At 64.3% G+C, this 16,655-nt stretch carries 17 protein-coding genes; 7 read left to right on the top strand and 10 right to left on the bottom strand.

Annotated elements, in window-relative coordinates:
• Positions 1 to 2: 2 nt before the first annotated feature.
• The 5 genes from QM588_RS15995 to QM588_RS15975 all read right to left on the bottom strand — a co-directional run bounded on the left by QM588_RS15995 (position 3) and on the right by QM588_RS15975 (position 4,840).
• Positions 3 to 836 carry a carbohydrate ABC transporter permease gene (locus tag QM588_RS15995; RefSeq protein ID WP_027498037.1) on the bottom strand — a complete coding sequence of 278 codons (834 nt, stop codon included), beginning with the start codon at positions 834 to 836 and terminating at the stop codon, positions 3 to 5.
• On the bottom strand, positions 836 to 1,780 hold the full coding sequence (locus QM588_RS15990) for a carbohydrate ABC transporter permease (protein WP_283314680.1): 945 nt from the start codon (positions 1,778 to 1,780) through the stop codon (positions 836 to 838). The genes QM588_RS15995 and QM588_RS15990 overlap by 1 nt, the downstream gene beginning before the upstream one ends.
• Entirely contained in the window at positions 1,777 to 3,099 is a 1,323-nt protein-coding gene (locus QM588_RS15985) for an ABC transporter substrate-binding protein (RefSeq protein WP_336620082.1), read from the bottom strand. The genes QM588_RS15990 and QM588_RS15985 overlap by 4 nt, the downstream gene beginning before the upstream one ends.
• 196 nt (positions 3,100 to 3,295) lie before the next feature.
• Positions 3,296 to 3,784 (bottom strand): general stress protein, encoded by a 489-nt coding sequence (locus QM588_RS15980; RefSeq protein WP_027498040.1) that lies wholly within the window; start codon positions 3,782 to 3,784, stop codon positions 3,296 to 3,298.
• A gap of 99 nt (positions 3,785 to 3,883) precedes the next feature.
• The gene (locus QM588_RS15975) at positions 3,884 to 4,840 is read right to left on the bottom strand and encodes an HpcH/HpaI aldolase/citrate lyase family protein (RefSeq protein ID WP_283314676.1); all 957 of its coding nucleotides are present in this window, start codon (positions 4,838 to 4,840) and stop codon (positions 3,884 to 3,886) included.
• A gap of 60 nt (positions 4,841 to 4,900) precedes the next feature.
• Here QM588_RS15975 and QM588_RS15970 point away from each other — a divergent pair, with 60 nt between their 5' ends.
• From QM588_RS15970 to QM588_RS15945, 6 genes are all read left to right on the top strand, one after another.
• Positions 4,901 to 6,175: a magnesium transporter MgtE N-terminal domain-containing protein gene (locus QM588_RS15970; RefSeq protein ID WP_283314674.1), complete on the top strand. Its 1,275-nt coding sequence runs from the start codon at positions 4,901 to 4,903 to the stop codon at positions 6,173 to 6,175.
• Between the two features lie 20 nt (positions 6,176 to 6,195).
• Entirely contained in the window at positions 6,196 to 6,726 is a 531-nt protein-coding gene (locus QM588_RS15965) for a DUF1003 domain-containing protein (protein ID WP_283314843.1), read from the top strand.
• 125 nt (positions 6,727 to 6,851) lie between these two features.
• Positions 6,852 to 7,724 (top strand): lytic transglycosylase domain-containing protein, encoded by an 873-nt coding sequence (locus QM588_RS15960; RefSeq protein WP_283314673.1) that lies wholly within the window; start codon positions 6,852 to 6,854, stop codon positions 7,722 to 7,724.
• Positions 7,725 to 7,828: 104 nt separating this feature from the next.
• Positions 7,829 to 8,965, top strand: coding sequence for an Mrp/NBP35 family ATP-binding protein (locus tag QM588_RS15955; RefSeq protein ID WP_283314671.1), 1,137 nt, complete (start codon positions 7,829 to 7,831; stop codon positions 8,963 to 8,965).
• A 92-nt stretch (positions 8,966 to 9,057) separates the two neighbouring features.
• On the top strand, positions 9,058 to 10,515 hold the full coding sequence (locus tag QM588_RS15950) for an amino acid ABC transporter substrate-binding protein/permease (protein WP_027498046.1): 1,458 nt from the start codon (positions 9,058 to 9,060) through the stop codon (positions 10,513 to 10,515).
• Positions 10,512 to 11,285 carry an amino acid ABC transporter ATP-binding protein gene (locus QM588_RS15945; protein ID WP_283314668.1) on the top strand — a complete coding sequence of 258 codons (774 nt, stop codon included), beginning with the start codon at positions 10,512 to 10,514 and terminating at the stop codon, positions 11,283 to 11,285. The genes QM588_RS15950 and QM588_RS15945 overlap by 4 nt, the downstream gene beginning before the upstream one ends.
• Positions 11,286 to 11,451: 166 nt before the next feature.
• Here the strand turns inward: QM588_RS15945 and tatB are convergent, their stop codons facing one another.
• The 4 genes from tatB to sigE all read right to left on the bottom strand — a co-directional run bounded on the left by tatB (position 11,452) and on the right by sigE (position 14,491).
• Positions 11,452 to 11,916 carry a Sec-independent protein translocase protein TatB gene (gene tatB / locus QM588_RS15940; RefSeq protein ID WP_283314666.1) on the bottom strand — a complete coding sequence of 155 codons (465 nt, stop codon included), beginning with the start codon at positions 11,914 to 11,916 and terminating at the stop codon, positions 11,452 to 11,454.
• Positions 11,917 to 11,934: 18 nt separating this feature from the next.
• On the bottom strand, positions 11,935 to 13,440 hold the full coding sequence (locus tag QM588_RS15935; protein ID WP_283314664.1) for a S1C family serine protease: 1,506 nt from the start codon (positions 13,438 to 13,440) through the stop codon (positions 11,935 to 11,937).
• A gap of 81 nt (positions 13,441 to 13,521) precedes the next feature.
• Entirely contained in the window at positions 13,522 to 13,848 is a 327-nt protein-coding gene (locus QM588_RS15930) for a hypothetical protein (RefSeq protein WP_222088096.1), read from the bottom strand.
• Positions 13,849 to 13,864: 16 nt separating this feature from the next.
• Positions 13,865 to 14,491, bottom strand: a complete 627-nt coding sequence (gene sigE, locus QM588_RS15925; RefSeq protein WP_045840779.1) for an RNA polymerase sigma factor SigE — start codon at positions 14,489 to 14,491, stop codon at positions 13,865 to 13,867.
• A gap of 239 nt (positions 14,492 to 14,730) precedes the next feature.
• Here sigE and QM588_RS15920 point away from each other — a divergent pair, with 239 nt between their 5' ends.
• Positions 14,731 to 15,342: an O-methyltransferase gene (locus QM588_RS15920; RefSeq protein ID WP_032365496.1), complete on the top strand. Its 612-nt coding sequence runs from the start codon at positions 14,731 to 14,733 to the stop codon at positions 15,340 to 15,342.
• A gap of 61 nt (positions 15,343 to 15,403) precedes the next feature.
• Here QM588_RS15920 and glgC read toward each other — a convergent pair whose 3' ends face one another.
• Positions 15,404 to 16,618 (bottom strand): glucose-1-phosphate adenylyltransferase, encoded by a 1,215-nt coding sequence (gene glgC, locus QM588_RS15915; RefSeq protein WP_027498053.1) that lies wholly within the window; start codon positions 16,616 to 16,618, stop codon positions 15,404 to 15,406.
• Positions 16,619 to 16,655 lie beyond the last annotated feature (37 nt).

Here is a 16,655-nt window from a genome sequence, read left to right as displayed (position 1 = left end):
GGTTATCCCTTCACTGCGCCGGACGTCAAGCCCGCCACGATACGTCGTTGGAAGAAGAGCACGAAAATGATGATCGGGATCGTGATGACGACGGCGGCTGCCGCGATCGATCCCGTGGGCTCCTCGAACTGAGAGCTACCGGTGAACTGCGAGATGGCCGCCGGGACGGTGACCGAACGTTCCGTCGCCGTCAGCGAGATGGCGAGCAGGAGGTCGTTCCAGGCGAAGATGAACACCAGGATCGACGCGGTGACGATGCCGGGTGCAGCCAGCGGGGCGATGACCTTGCGGAAAGCCTGTGCAGGCGTTGCTCCGTCCATCTTCGCCGCCTTCTCCAGCTCCCACGGAATCTCGCGGAAGAACGCGGAGAGGGTGTAGATCGCCAACGGCAACGCGAAGGTGATGTACGGGATGATCAGACCCGGCCAGGTGTCGAACAGCCCGAGCGAGCGCGAGATGTCGAACAGCGGTGTCACCAGCGAGATCTGGGGGAACATCGCGATGAGCAGAGCCGCACCGACCAGGAGCTTCTTGCCCGGAAAGTCCAGCCGGGCAACGGCATACGCGGCCATGGTGCCGATCACGACGGCGATCACCGTGGTGATCAACCCGATTCCGATGGAGTTCACCAGCGCCGAGGTGAACTGGTTGGTGGAGAAGATGCCCTTGTAGTTCTCCAGGGTGAACGACTGCGGGATGAACTTTCCGTCGGCGATCGTGGCCGTCGATTTGAACGACAGGCTGATGATCCACGCCAACGGAACGAGCGCGTAGAGGAGGACGAGGACGTTGACTACCGTCCAACCGACCTTCTTGCGAGGCGTAACAGTGGTCATTACTTGCGGCCTCCGTCGTCGGATCCCGGTGCCGAGGCACCGAACAGCTTGATGAACACGAACGCGATGATCGCGACGCAGAAGAAGATCAGGATGCTGATCGCCGACCCGAGTCCGAGGTTGAACGCGCCGAACAGGTTGTTGTAACCGAGAATCGACACCGATCCTGTCTCGTTGCTCCCTCGGGTGAGGACGTAGATGTTGTCGAAGATGCGGAACGCGTCGAGCGTGCGGAAGAGCACCGCGACGAGAATTGCCGGCTTCATCAACGGAATGGTGATCCGCATCAGCCGCGTCCACCCACCCGCTCCGTCGACCTCGGCAGCCTTGAGCAGATCGTCGGGCACCAGAGCCAGGCCTGCCAACAGCAGCAGAGCCATGAACGGGGTCGTCTTCCACACCTCGGCCAGAACCACGATCGCGAGCGACGGGAACTGCTCGGTGAGTGGCGCGCTGCCGTCGGGCAACAGGTTGGCGAGATAGCCGGTGCCCGGGGTCCAGGCGTAGTACCAGCTGTACGCGGCGGCGACGGTCACGATGCCGTACGGGATGAGCACCACGGTGCGGACGAGTCCGCGACCGAAGATGGTGCGGTGCATGACCAGTGCCACCGCCAGGCCGAGGATGAACTCGATGATCACCGAGACGATCGTGATTCCGGCGGTGACGCCGAATGCCGTCCACCAGTAACCGTCGGACAGCACGGTCACGTAGTTGGAGATGCCGACGAATTGGCGATCCTCGGGGAACGCGAGGTTGTACTTCTGCAGACTGAGCCAGAAGGCGTAGACGATCGGGTAGCCGGTGACCGCGAGCATCAGGATCGCCGCGGGTGCGACCAGGAGCAATCCCAGGCGTCGTTCGGCTTTCTTACCGTCGGAGATGTTCTTCAGAGCCGCCTGCCGATCGGCGGGCTGCGGCTGCGATTCGGTGGGATCGCTCATGGAATCAACCCTTCGGAATTGACGGCCTTGCTGACCAGTTCTGCGAGCTTGTCCACGTCGGCAACCGGATCGATGTTCTGGGGCGGGTTGAGGGCATCGGTCAACAGAATCGAAATGCTCTGGTAGGCAGGCGAAACGGGCCGCACCGCCGCGGACTCGATGGAACCGAGAACCCCTTCCCATGCGGGATAGACGGCCTGGAACTCCGGATCGGAGTACAGCGACTTCAGCACCGGGGGCACGCCGCCGTTGACGGCGTTGTTGCGCTGATTCTCCTGATTGGTGAGGCACTCGACGGCTTCCCAGGCGAGGTCCTCGTGCTGAGTGGTCTTCGCGACGCCGATGTTGAAGCCGCCGATGGTGACCTTGGCGGGCTCCCCCGCATTCACCTCGGGGTACGGAGCACTGCGGAAGACCTCGGCGATGCGTGCATCCTGCTGATCGGCAGGAACATTCGCCAGATCGAGGAACGACACTGCCCCGGCGACGGCGTTCTCCTTCAGGCCCGGCAGCACGAACGGGTAATTGACCTGGAAGGCCATCCGTCCCGACTCCATGCCGAGTCGCGCTGTCGCCTCGTCGCTCTGCGAGACCGACGGATCGTGGCCGTCGGCCGTGGCCACCCGCTTGATGATCTCGAGGGCCTTCTCGGTGGCGGCGCGGTGCTCGGGAGTGTCGTTGAGGGTCACCGTCGTTCCGTCTTCGGCGACCACCGACCCGCCCGCGCTCTCGAGCAGCGAGTTGAACCAGACCATGAAGCCCTCGTACTGCTTGGCCTGCACACCGATCTGAGCGGGCTTACCGGCGGCCGCGTTGGCCTCGGCCACGTCGATCAGCTGATCCCACGTCTGCGGCGGGGTACCGCCCGGCACCTCGTCGGGCCGGTACCAGAGCAACTGGGTGTTGGAGTTGAGCGGAACGGCGTAGAGCTGGTCCTGCCATTCCGCAGTGGCGAGCGGACCTTCCAGGGTCGACCCGTCGCGCAGCTTCGCCGACAGGTCGTCCGGGACGGGCAACGCCCAACCGGCCTCGGCGAATTCGGCGGTCCAGACGACGTCGAGCGTCATCAGATCCAACGTCTTGTCGTTTCCGGCGAGACGCCTCGCGAGCTGCAGGCGCTGATCGTTGGCACTCTTGGGCAGTGTCCGCTGCTCCACTCGATACCGGCCGTTGGAGGCGTCCGAACACACTTGTGCCGCAGCGGCGTACTGCTCTGCGCCGTCTGCGGCAGTGTAGAAACTCAGAACCGGAACCGAACTGTCCGACGAACCACACGCTGCGAGCAACGGACTCGTCACCAGAGCCGCTGCCGCCAACACCCCTATCCTCGTTGCTTTTCCACGCCTACGACCACGATGTCTCGGCACTGTCCCGCCTCCGTACGTTCGGTTACTCGCGCATCCCTTGTGTCGGCACTGCCGTGCACGAGAGAAACGTAACCGAACTCACTGGCCTCGAGGGTGATTTGGGGCTATTCCGTTACCTGTCGGTTGCCTGGTCGTCCAACCGTTGTGATCAAATCGACAGTTTGGCGAGCAGGTCGCGTGCCTTCTCTGCTGTCCTGGGCTCGCAGATGACGTCGTAGCGTCCGGCGACCAACTGCATGCTCGACGCGAAATCTCGTTGTCCCTTGGTCGCGGCATACGGAATGGATGCCGAGATCAAGCCGAAGATGATGCCGCCGCCGACGCCGATGAGCAACGCGCCGAAGATGTTCTCGCTGAAGATACCGAGTACGAGACCGAGGAAAACACCCAGCCATGCGCCCGAAACGATGCCTCCGCCAATGACTTTGGGCCAGGTGAGCCGGCCGAGAACTCGTTCGACCTGCATCAGATCGACGCCGACGATGGTGACGTCCTGTACCGAGAATTCCTCGTCGGAGAGGAAATCGACGGCGCGCTGCGCCTCGGCATAGGTGGGGTAGGAACCGATGGGCCAACCGGACGGCGGCGTCGGCAGTCCTTGCCCTGGGCGGCCCGGCTGTGAGAGGGGATTGGTCATGACTCCATTGTGCCCCGAAACGGACTTTTCTGGTCGCTTCTGCAGGCTCCGCTCCGGCACCGTCACACCCATTGTTCGGCCCTCGGACAACCGCCTCGATCAGGAGATCGGCGGCTCGAACGTCGTCGTGCGCGTCAGACCGGCCGCCCGCCCCTTCGCCGAGACGACCAGCGCCATCTTGCGGCTCGCCTCGTCGATCATCTCGTCGCCGAGCATCACCGCACCGCGAGCGCCACCTGCTGCGGAGGTATGGAACTCGTACGCGTCGAGAATCATCTCGGCCTTGTCGTAATCGTCCTGACGGGGCGCGAAGATCTCGTTCGCCGCCTCGATCTGCGTCGGGTGCAGCACCCACTTGCCGTCGAACCCGAGGCCGGCCGTCCGTCCCGCGGCCCGGCGAAACGCGTCGAGATCGCGAATCTGCAGGTACGGGCCGTCGATTGCCTGCAATCCGTGAGTCCGGGCCGCCAGCAGGATCGTCATCAGAATGTGGTGATAGGCGTCGCCGGTGTCGTATCCCAACGGCTGTTCCCCGACGACGAGGGTGCGCATGTTGACGCTCGCCATCAGGTCGGCCGGCCCGAACACCAACGTCTGCACCCGAGGGCTCGCGGTTGCGATCTCGTCGATGTTGCGCAGGCTGCGTGCGCTCTCGATCTGCGGCTCGATCCCGATGGCCCCCACGTCGAGACCGTGCTCCTTCTCGAGTTGAGTGAGAAGAAGATCCAAGGCCTGCACGTGCGCCGCGCACTCGACCTTCGGCAACAGGATGGCGTCCAGATTGCCCCCTGCCCCGGAGACGACGTCGATGACGTCGCCGTACGTCCACTGCGTCGTCCAGTCGTTCACGCGCACGACCTTGAGCTGATCGCCCCAGCCGTCGGAGTTCAACGCGTCGACGATGCGTGCGCGGGCCTCGACCTTGGCGATCGGCGCGACGGCGTCCTCGAGATCGAGGAAAATCGCGTCGGCAGGCAAGCCCTTGGCCTTGGCGATCATCTTGTCCGAACTGCCCGGAACGGCCAGTACCGATCGACGCAATCCCGAAGCACCCATCGAAAGCACTACCCCTGTCTGATTCACCCGCTGTATTGCCCAGCCTCTAACCTTGCCATCATGGCAGCACTGAGCAAGGTATTCGCGGCCAGGCTCGCCGGCCTCGGCGTCCTGGGCCCCGACGGCGAATCGATCGGGCGGGTGCGCGACGTGGTGGTCTCCATGCGCGTGGGTAGGGCACAGCCGCGAGTCCTCGGGCTCGTGGTCGAATTGGCAACGCGCCGAAGAATTTTCGTGCCGATGCTACGAGTGACCAGCATCGAGCCGAATTCCGTTCAGCTGACCACCGGAAACGTCAGTCTGCGCCGATTCACCCAGCGCGCGAACGAGATCCTCGTGTTCGCGCAGATACTCGACTCCAAGGTGCGCGTCGACGACCCCGAGCTCGACGAGCTGCACGACGTCGATTCCGTCGTCGTCGATCTCGGCATCGAGCTCACCCGAACACGAGACTGGAAGGTCGCACGCGTTGCGGTGCGGAAGCAGCGCCAACGCCTCGCGCGACGCGGTGCCATCCATGTCGTGGACTGGCAGCACGTGCAGGGCCTTACGCAGAACGAACTGTCGATGCCCGACCAGGGTGTGGCGCAGCTGTTGATGCAGTTCGAGGATCTACGTGCGGCAGATGTCGCGAATGCCATGCGCGAGCTGCCCGTCAAACGCCGCATGGAAGTTGCGCGGGCGTTGGACGACGAGCGACTCGCCGACGTCGTCCAGGAATTGCCCGACGACGATCAGGTGGAGCTGATGCACTACCTCGGCGTGGACCGTGGTGCCGACGTGCTCGAAGCCATGGACCCCGACGACGCTGCCGACCTCCTCGGTGAGCTACCCGAAACGGAAGCGGAATCGCTTCTGCGACTGATGGATCCAGAAGACTCGGCGCCGGTCCGCCGCCTGCTCGAGCACTCCCCCGACACCGCCGGTGGTCTGATGACCCCCGAACCCGTCGTTCTCACGGCGTCGACGACGGTGGCCGAGGCGCTCGCCCGGGTGCGCAACCCGGATCTGACGCCTGCGCTGGCCTCACTGGTGTTCGTGGTGCGGCCGCCGACCGCAACACCGACCGGCCCGTATCTGGGCTGTGTTCACCTGCAGCAACTGTTGCGAGAACCCCCGGCGAGTCTGGTCGGTGGAGTCGTGGACAGCGCACTCCCACGCTTGTCCCCCGAGGACAGCCTGACCGCGGTGACGCGGTACTTCGCGACGTACAACCTCGTCTGCGGCCCGGTGGTCGACGACGAGGACCACCTGGTCGGGGCCGTGACCGTGGACGACGTCCTCGATCACCTGCTGCCCGAGGACTGGCGAGATCAGGAAGTGGCCGGACAGTGAAAGAAACAGCACGCCAGAGAATGGATACTCCGCGCGGTTCGCGGTTGTTCAACATCAATCTCGACTTCGATCTCGGTAAGTCGGGTGAGAAAGCCGCCAGGTTCCTGGGCACCGGACGCTATCTGGCGATTCAGACGGGCATCGTCATCGTCTGGATCTTCCTCAACGTCGTTGCGGTCAATCTGCAGTGGGACCCGTATCCCTTCATCCTGCTCAACCTCGCCTTCTCGACGCAGGCCGCGTACGCCGCACCGTTGATCCTGCTCGCCCAGAATCGGCAGGACGACCGCGACCGCGTCTCTCTCGAAGAGGATCGCTCGCGGGCTCAGCAGACCAAGGCCGACACCGAGTTCCTCGCCCGGGAGCTCGCAGCTCTGCGTATCGCCGTCGGTGAAGTCGCCACCCGCGACTATCTGCGCCGCGAACTCGACGACATCAAGGCGTTGCTGGAACAGGCGACGGGTCAACCCGTCAGCGCACCGAAGAAGGCACGCAAGAAAGCAGCCGCGCGCCTGGCCGACGACGCGTCGAGCGAGACCGACCCGCAATAGACCGCGTACCCCTCCACGCCTGGTAACGGCCCGATAACGGAACAGTCTCGAATCAGGTACCCTCGACCCCGGTCATCAGGTCGGGCCCCGGAGATCATCCGGGGAAATCAGGAGGTACAGCGCACGTGGGTCGTCACAGAAAAGCATCGAATTCCAAGGTTCGACGGAACTCGGTGATTGCTCTGGCAGGCCTGGTCCCCGCAGGACTCGTAACGGCCGCGACCAGCGCCGGAGCCACCGAATACATCCCGTTCGTCACCGCCAAGACGGCCCCGGCCGCACAGGAATCGAACTCCGTGGTCGAGACCCCGCAGCCGATCGCCCAGGACCAGCAGGCGCAGCCGGTGGCCCAGGCCGAGCTGCCGACCCCTGCCCCGGTCCCCGCGCCTGCCCCGGCTCCCGAGATCCCGCCCACACCCGAGCTGCCCACCAACCTTGCGGTCAGCCCCATCGCGATCCCGGTCGTCAACGTCTCCGCCTACAAGAACGCCGAACGCATCCTGGCCCAACAGCAGCCCGCCTGCGGCATCAGCTGGACCGTCATCGCCGGCATCGGGCGCGTCGAATCCACCCACGCCAACAACGGCAAGGTCGACGACTCGGGCGAGCTGCACGAGCCCATTCTCGGACCGGTTCTGAACGGCACCCTCGCCGGCAATCAGGTGATTCGCGACACCGACGGCGGCGCGCTCGACGGCGACACCCAGTACGACCGCGCAGTCGGTCCGATGCAGTTCCTACCCTCGACGTGGAACCTCTACCACGCCGACGGCAACGGAGACGGAGTCTCCGACCCACAGAACCTGTACGACGCGGCCCTGGCCACCGGCATGTACCTGTGCGACGACGGCACCAACGCCCGCGACCTGGCCTCGACCACCCGAGCGATTCTGCGGTACAACAATTCGATGGCCTACGTGGCAAACGTGCTCGCGTGGTCGGCCGGTTACGCCACCGGCATCGTGCCGTCGTCGGACCAGCTGCCGCGGATTCACTGAATCCAACGCAGCACTGAATCGACCGCAGCACTGAATCGGGCGCTGCCCTGGATCGCGCTGCCCTGCCGTCCAGCAGCAGTAAGCGCACCGCCTAGCATGAAGCAATGGCTGTACTGACCGAATCCGACGTTCGGACCGCGCTGACGAAGGTCATCGACCCCGAGATCCGTAAACCCATCACCGACCTCGGGATGGTCAAGAGCATCGATATCGCCGCCGACGGAGCCGTCGGCGTCGGCATCTACCTGACGACCTCCGGCTGCCCGATGAAGACCGAGATCAGCGATCGCGTGAAGAACGCCGTCGCCGACGTCGCCGGGGTCGGCACCGTGACGGTCGAACTCGACGTCATGAACGACGAGCAACGCACCGCACTGCGCAAGTCCCTGCGCGGCGATTTTGCAGAGCCCGTCATTCCCTTCGCACAACCCGGATCGCTGACGCGCGTGTACGCGGTGGCGTCGGGCAAGGGCGGCGTGGGCAAGTCCAGCGTGACGGTCAACCTGGCCGCGTCCCTGTCCGCTCGCGGCCTGTCCGTCGGGGTGCTCGACGCCGACATCTACGGCCATTCCGTGCCTCGTATGCTCGGAAACGACGCGCGACCCACGCAGGTGGAGAAGATGATCATGCCGCCGCAGGCGCACGGCGTGAAATTCATCTCGATCGCTCAGTTCACCGAGGGCAACACCCCGGTCGTCTGGCGCGGACCCATGCTGCACCGGGCCTTGCAGCAATTCCTCGCCGACGTGTTCTGGGGCGACCTGGACGTGCTGCTCCTCGACCTTCCGCCCGGCACCGGCGACGTGGCGATCTCTGTCGCACAACTGATTCCGAACGCAGAGATCCTCGTGGTCACCACCCCGCAGCAGGCCGCTGCCGAGGTCGCCGAGCGCGCCGGAGCGATCGCACTGCAGACGCGTCAGCGCGTCGCGGGAGTCGTGGAGAACATGTCGTGGCTCGAGCTGCCCGACGGTACCCGCATGGATATCTTCGGATCCGGTGGCGGACAGGACGTATCGGATCGCCTCACCAAGGCCGTGGGTGCAAAGGTGCCTCTACTGGGCCAGATTCCGCTCGACACCGCCGTCCGTGAAGGCGGCGACGCCGGCACTCCGATCGTGTTGGGCCACCCGAATTCACCTGCGGCACAAGCACTCGAGGCGGTGGCCGGGAAGCTTGCGGTACGCGAGCGCGGACTGGTGGGAATGTCGCTGGGAATCGACACGACCCGGAAACTGTAAGGCAGGCGCTTATACCCGACAAACGACGCGGGAAACAGGGTTGGAGCCTTATGATTTGCCTTCAATCCTACTGTCGATAGAGAGTGGCCTTCATGAAGAAGCCGCATCGGGTCAGGCCGGTCGTCGTTCCGGTACTGATCGCACTGCTGATGACCCTGCTGGGATCCGTACTCGGTCCCGCGCTGGCGTCGGCACAACCTGCCCCGCCTGCCCAGAATTACTCGATCGCGACGGACACCACGTTCGCGCCCTTCGAATTCCAGGACGAGACAGGCAAACTCGTCGGAATCGACATGGACCTGCTCGCGGCCATCGCCGTCGACCAGGGCTTCGACTACACCGTCGAACAGGTCGGATTCGACACCGCACTCCAGGGCGTCACCAGCGGCCAGTTCAACGGAATGATCGCCGGCATGTCGATCACCGACGAGCGCAAGGCCACCTTCGACTTCTCCGATCCGTACTTCGATTCCGGTGTCCAGATGGCGATTCTGGATTCGAACGACGAGATCAAGGGGTACGAGGACCTACGCGGTAAGTCCGTCGCGGTCAAGAATGGCACCGAGGGTGCGACTTTCGCGACGTCGATCGCCGATCAGTACGGCTTCACCATCCGCAGCTTCGACGACTCCGCGACCATGTTCGAGGAAGTGCGTACCGGAAACTCCGCAGCGGCCTTCGAGGACTACCCGGTGCTCGCCTACGGCATCACCCAGGGCAACGGCTTCAAGACGGTCACCGAGAAAGAAGCCGGTGCCAGTTACGGATTCGCCGTCGCCAAGGGCACCAACGCCCAGTTGCTCGACCAGTTCAACACCGGCCTCGAGAACCTGCGCGCCAACGGCCAGTACGACGAAATTCTCGACACCTACCTCAACGCCGACGCGTCCACCGCCGACACCTCGATCCCCGGCCTGATCGCCAGCAGCTGGCAGTTGCTGCTCAAGGGTCTGTGGCTGACGATCGTGCTGACCGTCATCTCCATCGCGATCGCGCTGGTACTCGGCGGCATCTTCGGCCTGTTCCGCGTCTCGACCAACATCGTGCTCCGCGGCATCGGTACCACGTACGTCGACATCTTCCGCGGCACACCGCTTCTGGTGCAGGCATTCTTCATCTACTTCGGCGTACCCGCGGCACTGAACTTTCAGATGTCAGCATTCACCGCAGGCATCATCACACTGTCGCTCAACGCCGGTGCGTACATGGCCGAGATCGTCCGCGGCGGCATCCTCGCCGTCGACAAGGGCCAGATGGAGGCGTCGCGCAGCCTCGGTATCAGCTACCTCAAGTCGATGCGAAAAGTGGTGATGCCACAGGCAATTCGCACGATGATCCCGTCGTACATCAACCAGTTCGTCATCACGCTCAAGGACACCTCGCTGCTCTCGGTCATCGGCCTCGCCGAGCTGACGCAGACGGGCCGACTGATCATCGCCCGCAACTTCGAGTCGTTCAACATGTGGCTCATCGTCGGCGTCCTGTACTTCATCATCATCATGGCTCTCACCAAGCTGTCGAACCGGCTCGAGAAGAGGATCAACAAGTGAGCACCGAACTGACCAAGGACCTGCCGGTCGACAACGGTCCGGCAACGAAGATCTCGATCAAGGGCCTGCAGAAGGCGTTCGGCGACAACACGGTTCTCAAGGGCATCGACGCCGAGATCGCCAACGGTGAAGTGGTGTGCGTGATCGGCCCGTCGGGCTCGGGCAAGAGCACGTTCCTGCGGTGCCTGAACAAGCTCGAGGACATCACCGCGGGATCGGTCGTCGTCGACGGCACCGACCTCACGGACAAGAACGTCGATCTGGACAAGGTGCGCCAGAACATCGGCATGGTGTTCCAACACTTCAACCTCTTCCCACACATGACAGCCCTCGAAAACGTCATGCTCGCACCCGTCGAGACCAAGAAGATGTCGAAGTCGCAGGCCAAGGACGCGGCCCTGCAGCTGCTCGAACAGGTAGGACTGTCCGAACGCGCCGATTACAAGCCGGCCAACCTCTCCGGTGGACAGAAGCAGCGCGTCGCCATCGCGCGAGCACTGGCCATGAGCCCGTCGATCATGCTCTTCGACGAAGCAACCAGCGCCCTGGACCCCGAAATGGTCGGCGAAGTTCTGCAGGTGCTGCGCGACCTCGCCAAGGGCGGTATGACGATGGTCGTCGTCACCCACGAAATGGGCTTCGCACGCGAGGTCGCGGATCGAGTGATCTTCATGGCCGAGGGCGTCATCGTCGAGGAGGGAACACCCGACGAGCTGTTCGGGAACCCGCAGAACCCACGCACTCAGGACTTCCTGAACAAGGTGCTCTAGCCCGCGCTCCCCCGTATGCGTCAATGGGCCACCGCCGTGCTCAGACGTATGCAAGGGTCCATTCACGCACAAGCGGGGTCGGCGTGAATGGACCATTGCCGCGCTCAGACGTATGCAAGGGTCCATTCACGCGGACGGGTGAGACCGAACGGGGAAGGATTCAGGCTTACGTGGCGTCGGCGTCGATGGGCGGGGTATCGCCGGGCGCGAGTTTCGGCTCGTTCTTGCTCATCGACACGGCACCCCCGGACGCACCGCCCGAGGACACGCCGTTCTGCGGCGTCGGTCCGCCGACGTTCTTCGGCTTGGTGTCGAAGGGCTTGCCCTTGAAGGTGTCGTCCAGCGGGTTCTTGAAGACCGAGTCGTCACCGTCGAGCAGGTGCTTGGTGATCACGGCTCGCGGTGTCATGCCGCGGAGCTGGTTGAGGTCGGCGAGGGGCTTGCGCAGGTCCTCGAAGTCGGTGCCCAGCTCGTCCTTGAGTTGTTGGCTCGCGCCGTTGGCGTAGTCCTTGACCTGGCGGAGGGATTTCGACACCCAGCTGATGGCACCGGGGAGACGATCCGGGCCGAGGATGACCAGAGCTGCTACGAGGAGAATGACGAGCTCTCCCCAACCGATGTTGCCGAACACGGGTGCCAGCCTACGTCGTCAGTCGGAAACCGGCGTGACGGACAGGTCCACCAGCCGTCCGGAACGGACGAGTTGCACCGGCACCGCCTGGCCGATCGTGGTTTCCTGCACCGCGACGACGAGCTCGTCCGCGTCACCCACCGAGCGGTCGCCGACCTTGGTGATGACGTCCCCTTCGACGATTCCGGCTTGCTGGGCCGGCCCACCGGCCCGAACGTTGGCGACTTCTGCGCCGGCCGAGGTTTCGTTGATCACCGAACGCGCGTTGATCCCGAAATCCGGGTGCCGCATGACGCCGTCCTCGATGAGGGCCTGCGCCACCTCGGTGACTTCGTCGACGGGTATCGCGAAGCCCAGTCCCACCGATCCGCCGCTCTCGCTTCGGATGGCGGAGTTGATGCCGATGACGCGACCTTCGAAGTCGATGAGGGGGCCACCGGAGTTACCCGGGTTGATGGCTGCGTCGGTCTGAACCGCGTCGATGACGGCGTTGGTGTCGGTGCCCTCCCCCGACAGCGCGACGGGGCGGTCGAGAGCACTGACGATGCCCGAGGTGACCGTCTTGTTCAGACCGAGCGGTGACCCGACGGCGATGACGTCCTGCCCGACGCGGACGTCGTCGGAGCGTCCGAGCTGAGCCTCGGTGAGGTTGCCGACGTCGGTCTTGAGCACGGCGAGGTCGGTCTTCGTGTCGCGGCCGACGATGCGGCCGGGCACTTTGGTGCCGTCGGAGAAGGTGACTTCGAGCGTCGACTTGTCCTCGTCGGATGCTGCGAGCGAGATGACGTGATTGTTCGTCACGATGTAACCCTCGTCGGCGTCGATCACGACGCCCGATCCGGTGCCTCCGGTCTCGCCGAGTGTCACCTGGATGGAGACGACCGACGGTAGGACGGCGTCGGCGACCTTGCTGATCTGGCCGCGTGGGACGTCGTCGCCACTGGACTGAGTCAGTGTCACTTTCTGACTGGTCAGAGCGCCGGTCACTTCGGCGGTCAGCCGGCCGAACAGACCACCGACCAAGCCGATGACGAGGGCCAGGACACCGAGTACGACGAGCGCCCGCACGGACACCGATCGGCCGAACAACACGTCGCGCACACCGAGCTTGGTTCCGGGGGGAAGCACAGGAGGTGGTGGGGTATCGAGGGCCGCGCCGCCCAACGACACTCGTGACGCGGGATCACGCCACGGATCGGCCGGAACCTGGGGGCCGGCGTCGGACTCGTCGACGGCGTCGGGGTCGCGCTGCAGCGACTCGGTGGCGTCGTCGGGACGTCCGAATGCCTCGGCCAGGACGGGGTCCGGAGGCCGGACCGTCAGCCGGGAAGGTAGTTGTTCGTCGGGGCGACGTGGGGAGAACGAACCGCCGACGTCATCGGGACGTCCGAATACCGAGGCCGACACCGGATCGACGGTGGGTCGATGGACCGGACGCGGCGGCAACCGTGGACCCTCGTCTGCTGTGCCTGTGGTCTCGGTGCTGGTCGAGTTCGATGTCACGCGTCCGGTTACCCCTCGCATACGTCGGTGTGAGAGTTCAGTATCACTCGAGCGGTCGGGGCAGCTCGATGCAGGTGAGGACTCGTCGGGCAGAAAACGGGGTCAGCGTCGCCGGCGGCGAACGGCCTCGACGGACGCCATGAACGATCGCTTGGTTCGGGCGGGCCCGTCTTCGCCAGCACAGGACGGAATCTGGCTCAGCAACCCGAGCAGCGAATGTGGCATCGACATCTCTCCTGCTCCGCGTAGTGCGCGACGCGCCTGCTGCTGCGCCTCGACCTCGGCGGAGCACTCTGGGCATTCGGAGAGGTGATGAGCGGCGCGGAGGTGAGCGGGCATTCGTAGTTCACCGTCGACGTAGGCTGCAACGGCTTCACTGGCCAGATGTTCGGTGGAGCTGAATTGCCGAGGCTTGCGTGCCTGCGTCATCCAACCCTCCTCGTAGCTAGTGGACACTTGCGTGACCCGAGTCGACCTTCCCGTGCACTCGAAGGTACTCCCGTAGCGCGTGACGGCCACGGTGAATGCGACTACGGACCGTTCCGAGCTTGACGCCCAGTGTCGCACCGATCTCTTCGTACGACAATCCTTCGATGTCGCACAACACGATTGCGGCGCGAAACTCGGGTGCCAGCGAATCGAGCGCAGACTGCAGATCCGGGTCGAGGCGAGCATCGTGGTAGATCTGCTCGGGGTTGGGCCGGTCCGACGGAACACGGTCGTAATCCTCGGGCAGCGCCTCCATACGGATGCGGCTGCGGCGACGAACCATATCGAGGAACAGGTTGGTCGTGATGCGGTGCAGCCAGCCCTCGAACGTTCCCGGCTGGTAGTTCGACAGGGAGCGGAACACGCGGATGAAGGTGTCCTGGGTCAGGTCCTCGGCGTCCTGAGCATTGCCGGAGAGGCGGTACGCGAGTCGGTAGACGCGGTCGCCGTGTTCGCGAACGAGCTCGTCCCAGGACGGCATGGTGGAGTTCTCGCCGGTCGCATCGAACACTGCGGTGCCGCTGAGGTCGTCGGGGGTGGGCACGGACTCGGGTAGACGTGCGATGTCGCGATCGCCGTTGATCTTGTAAATAGTTGGATCCTCCTGCTCAGGACTGCGTACGTCCTTCTGATGCAACCGACGACTACCCTCGGATGTTCCAGCTCACACTTCGCAATCGAGACGGACCTGCGATTCCTCCATAGCCTGACCGACCCGCGTGTGGGTCCGGTATGAATCACCTGAGGCCCACCTGAGAATGTGTGCGTGAGATCGAGCCCTCGGCACGATAACCTCGGGACGTGCCGACCAACGCCGAGAAGATGCTCGCTTATGCCGAAGACTCCGCTCAGGAGGACGAGGTTCTGATCGCAGCAAGAGAGCGAGCCGTCGACCTCGGTGCCGCTCCCGTGCCGCCGTCCGTCGGTGCCATCCTCAGCATCTTCACTCAGATGCTCGGCGCGAAGACGGTCGTCGAAATCGGAACGGGCGCAGGAATCAGCGGCCTGTGGTTGCTCGACGGTATGCGGGCGGACGGTGTGCTGACCACCATCGACACCGAGCCCGAACACCAGCGGGCAGCGCGAGAAGCATTCCGGGCAGGAGGAATTGCGCCGTCCCGCACCCGGCTGATCAACGGCTGGGCTTTGGACGTACTGCCCCGATTGGCCGACGACACCTACGACCTGGTCTTCATCGACGCCAGCCCTGCAGACCATCCACACTTCGTCGCCGAGAGTGTGCGGCTGCTACGCCCCGGCGGAGTCCTGGTGCTGCACAACGCATTGCTGGGTGGGCGGGTAGCCGACCCGACTCAGCGCGACGCGACCGCGGTGGCCGTTCGATCGGCTGCGCGTGCCATCGCCGAGGACGAGCGCCTGACGACGGTGCTGCTCCCTCTGGGCGACGGGTTGATCTGTGCGTCGCGAGCATGACCATGTGAGTGGAAACTCGTAGCACGCTACGAATTTCCACTCACATGCTGCAGGCTCTGCTCTAGATCCAGACGCCCTTGCCGACGGAGACGACTCCCCCGGCACTGACGTTGAAGCGTTCCCGATCGCGTTCGAGATCGACTCCGACGATTTCGCCGTCACCGACGACGACGTTCTTGTCGAGGATCGCGTGCCGAACGACGGCACCCTTGCCGATCCGGACTCCGGGCATCAGGACGCTGCCTTCGACGGTCGCGCCGCTGTCGATCATGACGTTCGAGCTCAGTACCGAGTTTCGGACGGTGGCGGCACTGAGAATGCAGCCGGCACCGACGACGGATTCCTGAGCGAGTCCGCCTTGCACGAACTTGGCGGGCGGCAGATTCTCGGCCGATCCGCGGATGGGCCAACGGCGGTTGTAGAGATTGAAGATGGGATGCACCGACACGAGGTCCATGTGGGCGTCGTAGAAGGCGTCGATGGTGCCGACGTCTCGCCAGTAGCCTCGATCGCGTTCGGTGGCACCGGGAACGACGTTGTCGTTGAAGTCGTAGACCGAGGCCACGCCTGCTTCGACGAGCGCCGGGATGATGTCGCCGCCCATGTCGTGGTCGGAGTCGGAGTTCTCGGAGTCCGCCTTGATGGCATCGACGAGCACCTTGGTGGTGAACACGTAGTTGCCCATCGAGGCGTACGTGACGTCGGGGTCGTCGGGGGTTCCGGGCGGCTGCGCCGGCTTCTCCAGAAACTGGGTGATCTTGCCGTTTTCGTCCGAGTCGATGCATCCGAACGCGAATGCCTCGCTACGCGGAACCCGGATGCCCGCGACGGTGACGCCCGCGCCGGAGTCGATGTGCTGCTGCACCATCTGCTCCGGGTCCATTCGGTACACGTGGTCGGCACCGAAGACCACGATGTACTCGGGGTCCTCGTCGTACACCAGGTTCAGCGACTGGAAGATGGCGTCGGCGCTGCCGGTGTACCACCGGGGGCCGAGACGTTGCTGTGCCGGGACCGGAGTGATGTACTCCCCGGCGAAACCGGACAGTCGCCACGTCTGCGAGATGTGGCGGTCCAGTGAATGGGACTTGTATTGAGTCAGCACGCAGAGCCGGAGGTAACCGGCGTTGACGAGATTGCTCAACACGAAGTCGATGAGTCGGTAGGCGCCCCCGAAGGGAACGGCTGGCTTGGCTCGGTCCGCGGTCATCGGGTAAAGGCGCTTACCCTCTCCGCCGGCAAGCACAATCCCTAGTACGTGCGGTTGTGTCCTCACCCACCCAACCTATCCGCACCGAGAGAACCTTGCTACC

It is taken from the genome of Rhodococcus sp. IEGM 1354, assembly GCF_030056855.1.
In the GTDB taxonomy this organism is placed as follows: domain Bacteria; phylum Actinomycetota; class Actinomycetes; order Mycobacteriales; family Mycobacteriaceae; genus Rhodococcoides.
Note: the sequence above shows the minus strand (reverse complement) of the source record. Positions and strands in the feature narration are given on the sequence as shown.

Coding starts and splice junctions, on each gene's coding strand:
- QM588_RS15930 (WP_222088096.1), bottom strand. CDS start 13,848: ATGACGCAGGCACGCAAGCCTCGGCAATTCAGCTCCACCGAACATCTG.
- QM588_RS15980 (WP_027498040.1), bottom strand. CDS start 3,784: ATGACCAATCCCCTCTCACAGCCGGGCCGCCCAGGGCAAGGACTGCCG.
- QM588_RS15935 (WP_283314664.1), bottom strand. CDS start 13,440: ATGCGAGGGGTAACCGGACGCGTGACATCGAACTCGACCAGCACCGAG.
- QM588_RS15955 (WP_283314671.1), top strand. CDS start 7,829: ATGGCTGTACTGACCGAATCCGACGTTCGGACCGCGCTGACGAAGGTC.
- QM588_RS15975 (WP_283314676.1), bottom strand. CDS start 4,840: ATGGGTGCTTCGGGATTGCGTCGATCGGTACTGGCCGTTCCGGGCAGT.
- QM588_RS15965 (WP_283314843.1), top strand. CDS start 6,196: ATGGATACTCCGCGCGGTTCGCGGTTGTTCAACATCAATCTCGACTTC.
- QM588_RS15995 (WP_027498037.1), bottom strand. CDS start 836: ATGACCACTGTTACGCCTCGCAAGAAGGTCGGTTGGACGGTAGTCAAC.
- QM588_RS15950 (WP_027498046.1), top strand. CDS start 9,058: ATGAAGAAGCCGCATCGGGTCAGGCCGGTCGTCGTTCCGGTACTGATC.
- QM588_RS15990 (WP_283314680.1), bottom strand. CDS start 1,780: ATGAGCGATCCCACCGAATCGCAGCCGCAGCCCGCCGATCGGCAGGCG.
- QM588_RS15920 (WP_032365496.1), top strand. CDS start 14,731: ATGCTCGCTTATGCCGAAGACTCCGCTCAGGAGGACGAGGTTCTGATC.
- QM588_RS15970 (WP_283314674.1), top strand. CDS start 4,901: ATGGCAGCACTGAGCAAGGTATTCGCGGCCAGGCTCGCCGGCCTCGGC.